11 protein-coding genes are annotated in these 15,098 nt (G+C 60.4%); all 11 read left to right on the top strand.

Annotated features, from left to right (window positions below; all coding sequences use genetic code 11):
- Positions 1-2: 2 nt before the first annotated feature.
- Positions 3-1,352, top strand: coding sequence for a glutamine synthetase family protein (locus D619_RS0105995; protein WP_017667668.1), 1,350 nt, complete (start codon positions 3-5; stop codon positions 1,350-1,352).
- Positions 1,349-2,629 (top strand): FAD-binding oxidoreductase, encoded by a 1,281-nt coding sequence (locus tag D619_RS0105990; protein WP_017667667.1) that lies wholly within the window; start codon positions 1,349-1,351, stop codon positions 2,627-2,629. Before D619_RS0105995 ends, D619_RS0105990 begins: the two co-directional genes overlap by 4 nt.
- A 206-nt stretch (positions 2,630-2,835) precedes the next feature.
- On the top strand, positions 2,836-4,104 hold the full coding sequence (locus D619_RS0105985; RefSeq protein ID WP_026090768.1) for a site-specific integrase: 1,269 nt from the start codon (positions 2,836-2,838) through the stop codon (positions 4,102-4,104).
- 45 nt (positions 4,105-4,149) lie between these two features.
- Positions 4,150-5,430, top strand: a complete 1,281-nt coding sequence (locus tag D619_RS17820; protein WP_152417336.1) for a hypothetical protein — start codon at positions 4,150-4,152, stop codon at positions 5,428-5,430.
- A 110-nt stretch (positions 5,431-5,540) separates the two neighbouring features.
- Positions 5,541-5,747, top strand: coding sequence for a helix-turn-helix domain-containing protein (locus D619_RS0105970; RefSeq protein ID WP_017667664.1), 207 nt, complete (start codon positions 5,541-5,543; stop codon positions 5,745-5,747).
- Between the two features lie 11 nt (positions 5,748-5,758).
- The gene (locus D619_RS0105965) at positions 5,759-6,685 is read left to right on the top strand and encodes a toprim domain-containing protein (protein ID WP_081587059.1); all 927 of its coding nucleotides are present in this window, start codon (positions 5,759-5,761) and stop codon (positions 6,683-6,685) included.
- Entirely contained in the window at positions 6,675-8,021 is a 1,347-nt protein-coding gene (locus tag D619_RS0105960; protein ID WP_017667662.1) for a phage/plasmid primase, P4 family, read from the top strand. Before D619_RS0105965 ends, D619_RS0105960 begins: the two co-directional genes overlap by 11 nt.
- A gap of 764 nt (positions 8,022-8,785) precedes the next feature.
- Positions 8,786-10,921: a DUF262 domain-containing protein gene (locus tag D619_RS0105950; protein ID WP_017667660.1), complete on the top strand. Its 2,136-nt coding sequence runs from the start codon at positions 8,786-8,788 to the stop codon at positions 10,919-10,921.
- Between the two features lie 311 nt (positions 10,922-11,232).
- Positions 11,233-13,443, top strand: coding sequence for a DEAD/DEAH box helicase family protein (locus tag D619_RS0105945; RefSeq protein WP_243442610.1), 2,211 nt, complete (start codon positions 11,233-11,235; stop codon positions 13,441-13,443).
- Positions 13,440-14,909 carry a class I SAM-dependent DNA methyltransferase gene (locus D619_RS0105940; protein ID WP_017667658.1) on the top strand — a complete coding sequence of 490 codons (1,470 nt, stop codon included), beginning with the start codon at positions 13,440-13,442 and terminating at the stop codon, positions 14,907-14,909. The genes D619_RS0105945 and D619_RS0105940 overlap by 4 nt, the downstream gene beginning before the upstream one ends.
- Positions 14,906-15,098, top strand: a 193-nt coding sequence (locus tag D619_RS15745) for a hypothetical protein (RefSeq protein WP_017667657.1), incomplete at its 3' end; no start/stop codon positions are given. The genes D619_RS0105940 and D619_RS15745, both read left to right, overlap by 4 nt.

Raw genomic sequence — 15,098 nt, 5'->3', positions numbered from 1 at the left:
CCATGATGGCCGATATTGGTGACTGGGTTCGCGACAAGGGCATTTCCGAAGTGGAATGCCTGGTGCCCGACATGAACGGCGTGTTGCGCGGCAAGGTGTTCCCGGCCGCCAAGCTGGTGCAGTTTTCCCGCAACAACGCGCTGCGCCTGCCATCGTCGATCTTCTCGCTGACGATCACCGGCGAATATGCCGATGTCGATGAACATGTGGAGGCCTTTTCCGATCCGGACATGGTGCTGCGGCTTGATCCCACCACCCTGTGCGTGGCGCCGGGCTTCAAGACGCCCACCGCCTATGTGTTCGCCGATGCCCATCACAGCGATGGCACCCCCTGGGCCTCCTCGCCGCGCCACCTGCTGAAACGGGTGGTGGCGCTCTATGCGGACAAGGGCTGGCAGCCGGTGATGGCGCCGGAACTGGAATTCTACCTTACGGCGCCCAACCCCGATCCCGATATCCCGCTCACGCCCCCTGCGGGCCGGTCGGGCCGCGCCGAAACCTCCTCCCAGCCCTATGGCCTGGAAGCCATCACCGAGCATGAGGATCTGATCGAGGCGATCTATGAATATGCCGAGGCCGCCGAGCTGAACCTCGACACGATGATCCACGAAGCCGGCACCGCCCAGCTGGAGATCAACTTCGTCCACGGCGATCCGGTGCGGGTGGCCGATCAGGTGATGCTGTTCAAACGCATCGTGCGGCAGGTGGCGTTGAAGCACGGCGTTTATGCCACCTTCATGGCCAAGCCGATGGAGCATCAGCCGGGCAGCGCCATGCACCTGCACACATCGGTGGTCGATCTGGCCGATGGCCATAATCTGTTCGCCAACGCCAATGGCAGCGATGCGCCGCTGTTCCGCCATTTCGTCGGCGGCCTGCAGGGTTACCTGCCAGCGCTGGCGCCGATGTTTGCCCCCAATGTCAACAGCTTCCGCCGCATGCGCCCCGATCATGGCGCGCCGATCAACGTGCAGTGGGGCAGCGACAACCGCAGTTGCGGCCTACGCGTGCCGATCACCGATCGCCACAACCGCCGGGTGGAAAACCGCCTGCCCGGCGCCGATGCCAACCCCTATCTGGCGATGACCGCAACGCTGATCGCCGGCTATCTGGGCATGACCGAGGAACTGGAGCCATCGCCCAAGACCTCGGGCAACGCCTATAATTTCGAACGCACCCTGCCGCGCAGCCTGGAAGAAGCGCTGGAACGCTTCAACGATTGCGATCCGGTGCGGGCGCTGCTGGGCGATTATTTCTTCCGCAGCTTCACCACCATCAAGGCCGCCGAACTGGAAGCCTTCCAGGGCGTGATTAGCAGCTGGGAGCGTGACCATTTGCTGCTGAAGGTGTGAGCGACAGCCCCGCCTTCGCGCAGAGCTGGTATGCGGCGACGGCCCACGCCGCGCCCGTCCACGCCGTGCTGGCCGGCGATTGCCACGCTGATGTCGCCATCATCGGCGGCGGCGCCACCGGGCTTTCGGCAGCGCTGCACCTGGCGCAGCGCGGCGCCAGCGTGGTGCTGCTGGAAGCGGCGCGCATCGGCCACGGTGCGTCGGGCCGCAACGGCGGGCAGATCATCCCCGGTCTTCGGCTGGGCGCGGCCGATCTGGTGACGCGTTTCGGGGCAGAGCAGGGCGGCGCCCTGTTCCACCTCGCCCTTTCGGCCCGCGACCTGGTGGTCGATCTGGTGGCGCGCCACGGCATCGATTGCGACCTGGCGCTCACCGGGCATCTCACCACCGCCGTGCGCCAGCGCGACCTTGATGATTTCGCCCGCGATGCAGAGGCGGCGGCAAAGCTCGGCCATTACGGCCTGTCGGTTCTGGATGCGCCGGCGGCGCAAGCGGCGGTGGCCAGCCCCAGTCATGGCGCCATGCTCGATGCCGGTGGCGGCCATTTCCACACGCTGAACTACACGCTTGGCCTCGCCCGCGCTGCGGCGGCGGCCGGCGCGTGCCTGCACGAGCACAGCCCGGTGAGCCGGCTCGAACAGCGGACAGGGGGCGTCGTGCTGCAGACGGCGGCTGGCCGTGTTACCGCCGCCCAGGCCATCATGGCGGGCGACGCACTGCTCGGCCCGCTCAATGCCCGTGTGCACAGCCGCATCATGCCGATTGCCAACTATATCGTTACCACCGACGTGCTGCCCGATGGCGGCGCTGCCCTCATTCCCGGCAACCAGGCGGTGAGCGACAGCCGCTTCGTCGTCAATTATTTCCGCCGCACGGCCGATGGCCGGCTGATGTTCGGCGGCGGCGAACGCTACAGCCCGCGCCCCCCGGCCGACATGGCCGCCTTCGTGCGACCCTTCCTGGAACGCAGTTTCCCGATGCTGGCCGGGGTCGGCATCGCCCATGCGTGGGGCGGCCTTGTTTCGATCACCCGCAGCCGCCTGCCCGACATCGGCCGCGATGGCCCTGTCCTGTGGGCGCACGGCTATTCAGGGCAGGGCGCGGTTCTCTCCACCCTGGGCGGTGCCCTGCTCGCCGAAGCCGCCCTTGGCGACGAAACCCGTTTCGCCCAGTTCGCTTCCGTGGCCCCGCCGGGCTTCCCCGGCGGGGCGCTTCTGCGCGGCCCACTACACGTGCTCGGCATGCTCTGGTACGCCCTGCGCGATCGCGCGGGTTGATCAATATTGGGATGAGAAGGTGGTGGACGCACCAGGGCTCGAACCTGGGACCCGCTGATTAAGAGTTAGGACTCGGGTGTTTCCGGCAGTTTCCCCGAGTTGGATTGAGTGTGATATTACAATGGCTTAATCGTATCGAGCTTGACGGCGTATGCTGGAATTGGCATTCTCGTGCTTACTAGGTGCTTACTGAAATCGGGGCCGGCATGCCAAAACTCACCAAGAAACTGGTCGAAGGGACAGCGCCGATCGCGCGCGACCAGTTCCTTTGGGACGAGGCGCTGAAAGGTTTTGGGCTGAAAGTTTCGCCGGCCGGGCGCCGCACCTATGTCTTCCAGTATCGGGTTGGCGGCCGCGAAGCGCGCTCGCGGCGGTTCACCATCGGGGTCCACGGCGAACCCTGGACGGTCGAGCAGGCCCGCACTGAAGGCCGGCGTCTTGCCACCATGGTTGACCGCGGTGAAGATCCGCTGCTCGAGGAGCGCCGCCGGCGCCAGGACGCGGTCTCGCTCGAGATCGAGGCCTATGTCGACGCGTTCACCAATCGCTACCTGAAGATCCACTGGCCGTCCTCGTGGCGGGACGGGGCGGCTGTGCTCAAACTGCACTTCGTGCCGGGCTGGAAGGGCTATGCGCTCTCCCAAGTGAAGCGCCGCGACATTGCGCTGATCATGGATCGGCTGGCCGATCGGCCGGGTGCCGCACGGCTGACGTTCGCGACGCTGCGGCGGATGTTCAAATGGGCGGTCGAGCGCGGCGACCTCGAGCACTCGCCGATGGTGCTGATGAGCGGCCCCGCCACCCTGAAATCCCGCGACAGGGTGCTGACCGATGCGGAACTGCGGGCGGTGTGGCTTGCGGCCGAGCAGATGCCGATGCCGTTCGGGCCGATGTATCGCCTGCTGATCCTGACCGGTGCGCGCCGGGAGGAGGTGGCGGCCATGGACTGGCAGGAGATCGACCTCGCAGCTGGCGTGTGGACCCTGCCGGTTGCTCGCGCCAAGAACAATGTCGCGCACATCGTACCGCTCAGCCTGCCGGCGCGGCAGATCATCGAGGCCCTCGGACCGAAGCGCAAAGGCCTGGTGTTCTCGACCACGGGCAAGACGGCGCCGAGCGGGTTCTCAAAGGCCAAGCGGAGGCTGGATGAGCTGGCATTGCAGCAGATGAAGATCGAGGCGGCCAATGCCGGCGGTGACCCTGATGAGGTCGAGATGCTGCAATATCGGATTCATGACCTGCGGCGGACACTGGCGACCGGGCTGCAGCGCCTTGGCACGCGGTTCGAGGTTACAGAGGCGGTGCTCAATCACGTGAGCGGGGCCAAGGGCGGGGTAGCCGGGATCTACCAGCGCCATCATTGGTCAGACGAGAAGCGGGCCGCGCTCGACGCCTGGGCCGTGCACGTGCTCGGGCTGATGGCGCCGACGCCGCAAGGCGCGAATGTCGTGCCGCTGCGCCGTAGGACGCTTTGAGAGGAACACAAGGAGGGTTAGCATTGCTCGCGGAAAGGCAGGGCAATGCAACGCAACACGACAGGCGATCGAAAAGGGTCGGAGAATGGTCTTGGTTCGCCGCCGGGAGCAGGCGAAGCGAGCGACGGTGCGCCGGCGCCAATTGCACAGCACCCGCTTGCGCTTGAGGGGCGAGATGTCGATCCATTCGAAAAGGCCTGGAATGGAGGCTATTGGGGCCTGCCCGAAGCGCTGGCGTGGATTGCGACACGCGACCTCGGTATCGTGGCGGGGGTCATTGCGCGATTGAAGGACGAGAGCTTGCCTTATGAGGAGCAGGCAAAGGCTGCTCTCGCGTTACTGGAAGCACACCCGCATCATCATCCGGATGATCTGTACGGCATTGAGGCAGAAGAGACGCTGAGGCTTGCTCTCCGCACTGAAGATATTGTGGCTTATGGTGATCGGGAGGGAGGTCCCCACGCCTCGCGCCAGGTGATCCCATGGCATTTCTGGGGCAACGGCGAGTTTCGCTTTTCCGAGCGTGGATCTTGGTGGGCGCCGAACCCTCAGCTTCGATTGGAGTGGAGCGCACTGCGCTTTGCGAGCGGAGACTTGATGAGGGTTTTCCCGCTTGCAGAATTTGATCCCGCAGCGCCGCGGCTAGACGGCGACTGGATCGACGTCCTCGAAGCACTCACCTGGGAGACCTACGGGCGCGCCTTCACGATTGAGGAGTTCAGGGAGGAGATCGCATCGGGCAAGGGCCTTAGCCTCGCGCATCATCGCCTGTGTCTCGAGATGGAGTGGTGTAGCTGGGGCCATCGGTTTGATCCGGTCAATTGTCCGCTGAAGGGGCAGTTGGTGAATGGCGAACAGGGAGGACCAGAGCAGACACTGGATGGCCCTTTGCTTCCAGCGCAAGCTGAACTGGCTTGGATCGTCGATGATAGCGGGTTGCCGGTTGAGCTTTGCGCTCGGTCCAGAACTCCTCCCATTGCTGGCGATGGCTCGCCTCAAATCACCGAGGCTCTTGCGCTGCGGTTCTTGCGTGAGAAGCTTGGGCCGGCCCCCGACAGAGACGGGCGTCATTGGCTGGACAAGCACTTGGGCATCGGGAACCCCGCTGGAAAACGGGAAACCCCCGACCTCGAGGCTGCACGACGCTGGCTCGAGATGATCTTCGAAACCCATGAGCCCGACTGGAAAACGAGGGACGAGCTCAGGGTGATCGTCATGCGGAAGTTTGGTCTTAATGCCTATCAATACAAGGTCTTAAGGGGAAAGTTTACCAGGCAGCCACGTTTCTCGGCATGGGGTGACGGTGGCAGGCCCAAAAAACGGTAAACCCGATTGCTCGTTTTTGACCCCCAGATTTCCGTTTTTTCTGTGGCAAGCTCTGACCATGTTTCCCTGCGTCGCGCCAAGCCGGCCCGACCAATCGCAGGGAGTACAACATGTTCGACGACCACATTGTCTATGATACCGATGCCGCCGCCGCACGGTTGGGCTTGGCGCGGTCGACCCTCGAGAAGATGAGGGGCACGGGCCAGGGTCCAGTTTTCTGCCGGCTCGGCAGGCGGATCATCTACATTCAAGCTGATATCGACGACTGGCTGATGAGCCGGCGGGTGCGCTCCACGTCCCAGCGCGTGCGCCCTTAGGACGCTGCGATATGTCCAACAACCATTCAGCGGCTATGGCTGCCGTCGCCAGGGTGTTGCTGGGTGAGGAGAACAGCAAGCTCTCATCCCGCACCGAACTTCGTTGGGGACGCAAGGGCAGCCTCGCCGTCGATATCCAGAAGGGCACCTGGTACGACTTTGAAGCCGGCCAGGGCGGCGGGGTTATCGATCTGATCCGGCGCGAACGCAGGTGCGACGTGAAGGCCGCGCTCCAGTTTTTTGCGGGTATCGGGGAACAGGTCGAGCCGCTGCGTGACTCCTGTCCGCAATCAGCCATGCGCCCGGACATGAAGCACTGCGCCATGCGCATTTGGCAGGAGGGCCAGGCCATCCGGAATACGCCAGGCGAACGATACCTTCGGGAGCGCGGCCTGTCATTGTCGCTGCCTGAAAGTGACATGCGGTTTCACCCGCGCTGCCCTTTCGGGCGGGACGGGGACGGGCGTCCACTCTTCCTGCCGGCAATGATCTGCTTGATGCGCTCAGTGTTGACGGGTGAGCGCTTGGCAATTCATCGCACCGCGATCGACACTTTGACCTTTAAGAAGGTCGGTCGGAAGATGCTCGGTCCTTGCGAGGGCGCCGCCGTCATGATTGGCGGGATGCCAAGCGGGGACGGCCGGCTGTCGATCTGTGAAGGCGTCGAGACTGGACTTGCGATCACCGAAGCGGGGGGAGGACCGGTGTGGGCCCTGGGCGCAGCCGGCAAGGTCGCACGCTTCCCAGTTGTTGGTGGCGTTCGTCAGCTAACAACCTGGGTTGATTATGACGAAGCCGGTTTGGCGGCCTCGGCCCAATGCGAGCGCCGCTGGCAAAGGGCAGGCATCCAGGTTGTGCGGATGTGTCCTTCGAACCCGGGCTGGGACTTTCTTGACGAATTGAACGCGCGCAATTCGGGGTATGCACATGTCGGCTGACATCATTCGCCCGTTTGGCAAGCGTGATGCGTCGGCGCGCCTTGATGATCAGGAGATCAGCGAGGACCTCGTCGCACGCCATTTTACGAACGAGTATGGCGACAGACTTCGCTTTTGCCATTCCTCAGGGGTGTGGTTTGAATGGGATGGCGTGCGCTGGAAGCCGGATACCACGCAAATGGCCTTCAACTATGCCCGCGAAATGGCACGATCTCTGTCCAATGGGCATCGGACGATGTGCAAGGCCAGTGCTGCGACTGGTGTTGAGCGCTTTGCGCGCGCGGATCCCGTTCATGCTGTAACGGCCGACCACTGGGATCGGGATAAATGGTTGCTGGGCACACCGGCCGGCTTGATTGCCCTCAAGACACGGAAATCACTGCCTCCTGACCCGAGCGCCTATATCACGCGTGCAACCGGCGTCGCGCCAGAGCGGGGTACGCCGAAAAAGTTCCTGGAATTTCTCCATCAGGTCACGGGCGACGACCAAGAGGTGATCGACTTTCTTCAGCGAGTCTGCGGATATCTCCTGACCGGCGACACATCCGAGCACGCCCTGTTCTTCATCTACGGGCCAGGCGGCAACGGGAAGAGCGTGTTCGTCAATCTGCTTCAGTTCATCCTGGGCGATTATGGCCAGACGGCCGCGATGGATACCTTCACCGCCAGCTTTGGCACCAAGCACCCTACCGATCTGGCCATGCTGAAGGGTGCGCGCGGTGTCTTTGCCATTGAGACGGAAGCCGGCAGCAGCTGGGCTGAAGCGCGTATCAAGGCGTTGACGGGTGGCGACAAGATCACCGCCCGGTTCATGCGGCAGGACTATTTTTCGTTCACGCCGGAATTCAAGCTGGTCATGGTGGGCAACCATGCGCCCAACCTCAATAATGTCGACGAAGCGATGAAGCGGCGCTTCTACATCATTCCCTTTACCCGGACGCCGGCCAAGCCCGACCCCAAATTGGAAAGCAAGCTTCGGGCCGAGGCCGGCAAGATCCTCTGGTGGATGATCCAGGGCTGTTCCAAGTGGCAGCGGCATGGCCTTGGTCGCCCGAAAGCTATTATCGACGCGACGGAAAGCTACTTCGCTGAACAGGACGTCTTGGGCCAGTGGATCGCAGACCGCACTGAGCGGATCGAGGGGATCAGACACACCTCATCGGCTCTGTTTGCCTCCTGGTCGGATTTCGCAAAGGCGATTGGAGAAGCGCCCGGCTCAATTCGTCAATTCAGCAATGATCTCGAGAAGCGTGGATATCGGCGCAAGAAGATGATGCATGGTCGATGCTTCGTTGGGATTCAGCTCAAGCAAGCAACGCGCCGCGATACAGGTTGAGGCGGGAGTGTCGACAACCATGACGCAAGCCTGACGCTACTGATCCTATGAAGGATTATTTTATTGTTTTTATTCAGATGGTTATGACGCATATGATGCTTATGACGGTTCAGCGCCACCAAACATGCAACGCGCGCTCGCCTTTGGGCGAAGTGACATTGATCCGGCATAAGCGTCATAGATGCCTCGGGGCATCTTCGGCATGAGCTGGATCGATGGCCGATAAAGAATCGAGGAAAAAACGGATTTCGGGCATGGGCCCGGTCGCCCGAAGGGGGTGCCCAATAGGCTGATGCGGCAGGTTTGAGAGCGTCTTCATGAGGCCCTTGACCGAACTGGTAGCGTCGACTGGCTGGTGAAATGGGCAGCGAATATCGATCGAAACCATGCCGTATTCCTGCGGCTTAGGGTTTGTTTGCGGCCTATGCAGGTCCAATTTGGCACGGAAGATCTCTCCTCTGGGCTCGAGGCTCTTGAGTTCGTATATTGTCATGACGATATGAAAGTTTGGCGGCTGTTGTGCTGCGCTCAGTGGCATCGAAGGGCTGAGAAGTTCCAAGCGTCCGGCGGACTCGCCTCCGCGGATCGCCGTACCCAGCGGCTTCGGGGTTCGCCAGTATTCAATGGCGAGAGCAGGGGCGATTTAGGCTGACGCCTGCCCGTCAAGAACGTGTCGCACGTCGCTGATTCATGTCGTTGCCCGAACATCAGCAACGCCTTAGGCTGGCGCATACTACCTTGCCAGGGCTCTCGCGGAGAGATTCATGAAGCCATACACTCGTAGCGTTATAGAGCTCTTCGACGACAAGAGGCGGTACCTCATTCCGCTTTATCAACGTCAGTATGCGTGGATGGTAGAGCCCCAGCTGCGGCTGCTCTGGGAGGATATTGTTCGGGCATATCGTCGGCTTGTCGCCGACCGCGCCGGCTTGGCTCCTCACTTCATGGGTGCAATGGTCATAGCCCAGATCAAGACCTTCGGTCGCGAGGTGAAGGCGTTCGAGGTGATAGATGGTCAGCAGCGACTGACGACCTTTCAGCTGTTGTTGGCGGCTCTCCGTGATGTCGCGAAGGCAAATGGCTCTCCCTATGCCGAGGAACTGCGAAAGTTCTTGCTCAACGATGGAATCATGGAAAGCCCGTCGCGCGAGCGATACAAGGTTTGGCCTTCATTGCTCGACCGACGCGCATTCGTAAGCGTTGTCGATCCTGCCGCAGATCTTTCGACGGTGGCCAAGCCAGGAGCCGATGCTGAAGGCCATGTGCGGAAGGCAATATTGGCCCATCAGTGGTTCCGCTCACAGATTGAGGTCTTTGTAGGTACAGGCGACGATTATCGCGAAGATGTTCTGGAAAGGCTGTTCGAGGCGCTGAAAGAAGGTCTTGCCGTTGTAACCATAGAACTGGAAAGCGGAGACGATGCCCAGACCATTTTTGAGACGTTGAACAGCCGGGGCGTGGATCTCACGCCCGGTGACCTCATGCGAAATTTCATTTTTCAGCGGGCAAAGGGACTAGGGCAGACCGATGCTTCCCTCAATATCGACACCCTTTATGAGCAGCACTGGCAGCCACTTGATAGCAGTTTCTGGCAAGAGCAATCGTTCCGCGGGCGCATTGCTGCCCAACGTCTAGATTGGATGCTGATCGACCATCTTTCGATGAACAAGGCCGAAATTGTCTCGAAGGACAACCTCTTTGAGGCTTACCGGCGATGGATAGCTGACAAGCAGCCGTTTGAAACGGTGGGGGATGAACTTTCTGCTATATCGGCATCAGCTGCTATCGTTCGCCGAATTTTGGAGCAAGATGAGGATGATGTCGTTGGCGAGTTCGGGCGTTTTGCCGAAGCTTTCGACGTCTCCACCGCATTCCCGCTGGTTGTGTATCTCGCCACTGAAGCCAACCTGGGGACACGGCTGGGCGATGCTCTGGCCATATTAGAAAGCTACATTCTGCGCCGCGACAACTGCGGATTGACCACCGCCAATTACAACAAGGTGTTTGTTGGGGCGATTGACCGGCTTCGCCTGGCCGATGGCTGCAAGGTCGAGGCCTTGTTTGATTGGCTCTCGTCCAAAACCTCCCCAACTGATCGCTGGCCGAGCGATGACGAATTGCGTCTGGGATGGCTCGGCCGGGATCAGTACAAGAGCAATCGCGCGCCGCGGCTGCGGTACATCCTTGAGCATATTGAACAGGCCAAGCGAACCGCGCTCTCAGAGCAGATCGAATTTCGGAACACGCTGTCCGTTGAGCACATCATGCCCCAGAAATGGCGAACTTATTGGCCTGTCCCAGGCTTCGACCACCTCGCTGCCGATGAGTTCGACTATGAAAAATCGGTTGCGGAAGCGCGCCGTGAAGCCTGCATAAATAAGATCGGCAATCTGACGCTGGTCACGACCCCATTGAATTCCACCGTGTCCAATGGCCCATTCACGGAGAAGTTGCTGGCTCTGCGTGTGCATTCCAGTCTTAAGCTGAACCGCGAGCTCAACGATTTTCATCAGTGGGACGAGCTGACCGTTGAAGCCCGTGGTGCTGCATTGTTTGAGGTAGCCAAAAAAATCTGGCTTGCCCCACGTCAAGCCACGCGGGCATTCCCCGAGCTTGGATTGCCAGCCGACAATGGCGGTATGCCTCGCGAGGGTACGATTTGCGCATTCACCTATAGTGGTCGAACCTATACGGGGCGCATTGAGGGTCGCAGCCTTTGTGTTGAGGGCTACAATCAACCTTTCAGCAGCTTCTCTGCCGCCTCTCTTGGCATCACTGGTACGAGCCGGAATGGCTGGCGCGATTGGCATCTACTGGCGCCAAACGGCGCTTGGGTCCTTTCAGATGAGTGGCGCGCACACTCATCCTTGAATTTACCAACGGAAACCGGCTCGAAGTGATAAATGCTCAGCATCGCAATCTATGCTCACCCTCCAAAAGGCGGGAGAGCGCTTTTTCTGCGATGGACTGAACTGGTATCGGTAATTCTGGCTTCGGTGGGACTGTAATTGCCGGGTTAGAGCGTAAGAAATCCCTGTGGGTATTGGTATCAAATACCAGTTTGGAGATGGAATTGGATAAATCTGAAAAGCTCAAACTGAGTGAGACGGATGTTTGTGACCTCTTCATATCACCTGCGCTCGTAATGGCGGGATGGGATCCCTTTAAGCAAGTCCGGCGAGAGGTTACGCTCACTCCAGGGCCAGTGATTGTGCGCGGCAACATGTCAGCGCGAAATAAGAAGAAGAAGAAGTTCGCCGACTATGTCCTGTCTTGGCAGCCTGGCTTGCCGCTCGCGATCGTGGAAGCAAAGGACAACAAGCACGGCGTCAGTGACGGCCTTCAGCAGGCGCTGGGCTATGCCGACATTCTCGACCTGCCGAGCGCCTTCAGCTCGAATGGCGACGGCTTTGCCCAGCACAATCGCGCTGCAGCCGATGGGGAGGACATCGAAACGATGTTCGGCATGGACGCCTTCCCGGATGCCGACACGTTGTATGCACGCTATCGCTTGTTCCACGGCATCCAGCCCGACGAAAAGGCGCTGGTCGAGCAACCCTACTACCAGGACGGTTCAGGCAAGGAGCCGCGCTACTATCAAGTCGAAGCCATCAACCGGACCGTCGAGGCCATCGCTAAGGGGCAGAAGCGCGCCCTGCTGGTCATGGCAACGGGCACCGGCAAGACCTACACCGCTTTCCAGATTATCTGGCGCCTTTGGAAATCCGGCACTGCCAAACGCATCCTGTTTCTCGCCGATCGCAACATTCTCGTTGATCAGACGCTGGTGAACGATTTCAAACCGTTCGGCGATGCAATGACCAAGGTTCGCAATCGCAAGATCGATCCCGCCTATGAGATCCACCTCGGCCTCTACCAAGCGCTGACAGGCCCTGATGAAGCCGACAAGATCTTCAAATCGGTGTCCCGCGACTTCTTTGACCTTATCGTCGTTGACGAATGCCACCGCGGCAGCGCCTCCGATGACAGCGCGTGGCGCGAAATCTTGGAGTATTTCAGCGGCGCCATCCAGGTCGGTATGACCGCGACCCCCAAGGAGACTGAATATGTCTCCAACATCACGTATTTCGGCGATCCGGTTTACACCTACAGCTTGAAGCAAGGCATCGAGGACGGCTTCCTCGCGCCCTACAAGGTCATCCGCATCGACATCGACAAGGACGTCCTCGGCTGGACGCCACCGCCCGGCATGGTCGACGACCTGGGCAATGCTGTCGAACAGCGCGAATACAACCGCGCCGACATGGACCGTGTCCTCGTCCTCAATCAGCGCACCAAGCTCGTCGCCAAGCGCGTCATGCAGTATCTCAACGCCACCGACCCGATGGCAAAAACCATCGTCTTCTGCGAAGACATCGACCATGCCGAACGCATGCGACAAGCCATCGTCAACGCGGCGGGCAAGATCGCCAAAGACAACCCGCGCTATGTGATGCGCATCACCGGCGACAGCGTCGAAGGCAAAGCCCAGCTCGACAATTTCATCGATCCAGAGCAGCCCTTCCCGGTCATCGCCACCACGTCGCAGCTGCTGACCACCGGCGTCGATGCCAAAACCTGCAAGCTCATCGTGCTCGACCAGACGATCAAGTCGATGACCATGTTCAAGCAGATCATCGGCCGTGGGACGCGTATCGACGAGGACAACAACAAGTTCTTCTTCACCATCATGGACTTCAAAAAGGCGACCGAGCTCTTCCGCGACGACGCCTTCGATGGCGACCCGGTGGTCATTTATGAACCAGGCGACGGTGACGACCCGGTGCCGCCCGATCCAGATGATCCAGATGACGACGATGATGATGACGACGATGACACCGGCGGCACGGTCAAGATCGTCATCTCGGGTGTCCCGGCACGCATCATTGCCGAGCGCATCGAATATGTCGGCAGTGACGGCAAGCTGATCACCGAAAGCTACCGCGAGTTCGCGCGCAAGGCGATCATCACCGAATTCCGATCGCTCGATGAGTTCATCCAGCGCTGGAACGACGCTGACCGCAAACAGGCGATCATCGATGAGTTGGAGGAGCATGGCATCGTTCTCGCCAACCTCCAGGAAGCCGTTGGCCGAGACATTGGCGATTTCGATCTGCTGGCCCACATCGCCTACGACCAACCACCCCTGACCAGGCGCGAACGGGCCGAGCAGGTCAAGAAGCGCAACTATTTCACCAAATACGGCGACAAGGCCCGCGCCGTGTTGGAGGCGCTGCTCGACAAATATGCCGATGAAGGCATCGCCACCATCGAGGATACCAAGGTGCTGCGCCTCAAGCCTTTCGATGCCATCGGCACCCCGCTCGAAATCATCAAGGGTGCCTTTGGCGGCAAGGCCGGCTATGAGGCAGCGTTGAGCGAGCTCGAAAACCAGATCTACGAACAGGCCTCAAATCAATGAGTAACGTTTCCGGCGCCGTCAAATCCATCCAGGACATCATGCGCAAGGATGTCGGCGTCGATGGCGATGCCCAGCGCATCAGCCAGATGGTCTGGATGATCTTCCTCAAAATCTATGACGACCGCGAGGAGGAGCTTGAACTCACCGAGCCCGATTTCCACTCACCTATCCCCGAAAGATATCGCTGGCGGAACTGGGCGACGAACCGCGAGGGCATCACCGGCGACGCCTTGGTGAAGTTCATCGACGACCTGTTCTTCGCCCTGAAGACCCAACTTCCAACGGTCGGTGATGTCGGCAAGCGCGCCCAAGTGATCCGCGACGTGTTCGAAGACACCTACAACTACATGAAATCCGGCACGTTGATGCGGCAGGTGATCAACAAGATCAACGAGATCGACTTCAATAGCACCGCTGATCGCCACACCTTCGGCGACATCTACGAACAGATCCTCAGGGATCTGCAAAGCGCCGGGAACGCAGGCGAGTTTTACACCCCTCGCGCCGTCACCAAATTCATCATCGATCGGCTCGCGCCCAAACTCGACGAAACCATCTTCGATCCGGCCTGCGGCACCGGCGGCTTCCTCGCCTGCGCCATCGATTACAAGCGTCAGTTCGTGAAATCGGCGGCTGATGAAGCCGTGCTGCAATCGACCATCCGCGGCGTCGAGAAGAAGGCGCTGCCGCACATGCTGTGCGTGACGAACATGATCCTGCACGGCATCGACACGCCGTCGGGTATTGTCCACGGCAACACCCTCGAAAAGCCCTATCGCGACTATGGCGAGCGCGACCGCGTGCCCGTCATCGCCACCAACCCGCCCTTTGGGGGCATGGAGCAGGACGGCATCGAGGGCAATTTTCCGTCCAACCTGCGCACGCGCGAAACCGCTGATCTGTTTATGGCGTTGATCATCAAGCTGTTGAAGCCCGGCGGCCGCGCCGCCGTCGTTCTGCCTGATGGGTTCTTGTTTGGCGAAGGCGTTAAGACCAACTTGAAGCAGAGCCTGATCGAAGAGTGCAATCTGCACACCATCGTGCGCCTGCCCAATGGTGTGTTCGCGCCCTACACCGGCATCAAGACGAACATCCTTTTCTTCACCAAGGGCACGCCAACCAAGGACGTCTGGTTCTATGAACACCCATATCCGCCCGGTGTGACCAGCTATAACAAGAGCAAGCCGATGCGCTTCGAGGAGTTCGAGGTTGAACGCGCTTGGTGGGGTGAGGAAGCCGATGGCTTCCGCGCTCGCGAGGTGACCAAACAGGCGTGGAAGATCAGCGCCGGCGATGTAGCGGTGCGAGGCTACAATCTTGATCTGGATAACCCCCACACGCCGGAGGCGATACGCCACGACCCGGACGAATTGCTGGCGCGCTACAGGCAGCAGCAGATCGGTATCCAGTCGATCCGCGATCGGTTGAAGTCCATTCTTGCTGATGCTCTGGGGGGCAAGGCATGACCGAGATCGCGGAGCTGGTCGCCAACAATCTCGATATCTGGACTGGCGCAATAGAGCGGAAGAACGGAGCCGGTCGTGGCGGCGGTGGCAAGCGGATCAGCCTGTACGGGGTCGAGCGGCTGCGGGCGCTGATCCTTGATCTGGCTGTGCGCGGGAAGCTCGTGCCGCAAGATCCGGCTGAAGAACCTG

Origin of the sequence: Sandarakinorhabdus sp. AAP62 (genome assembly GCF_000331225.1) — a bacterium.
GTDB lineage: Bacteria > Pseudomonadota > Alphaproteobacteria > Sphingomonadales > Sphingomonadaceae > Sandarakinorhabdus.
Note: the sequence above shows the minus strand (reverse complement) of the source record. Positions and strands in the feature narration are given on the sequence as shown.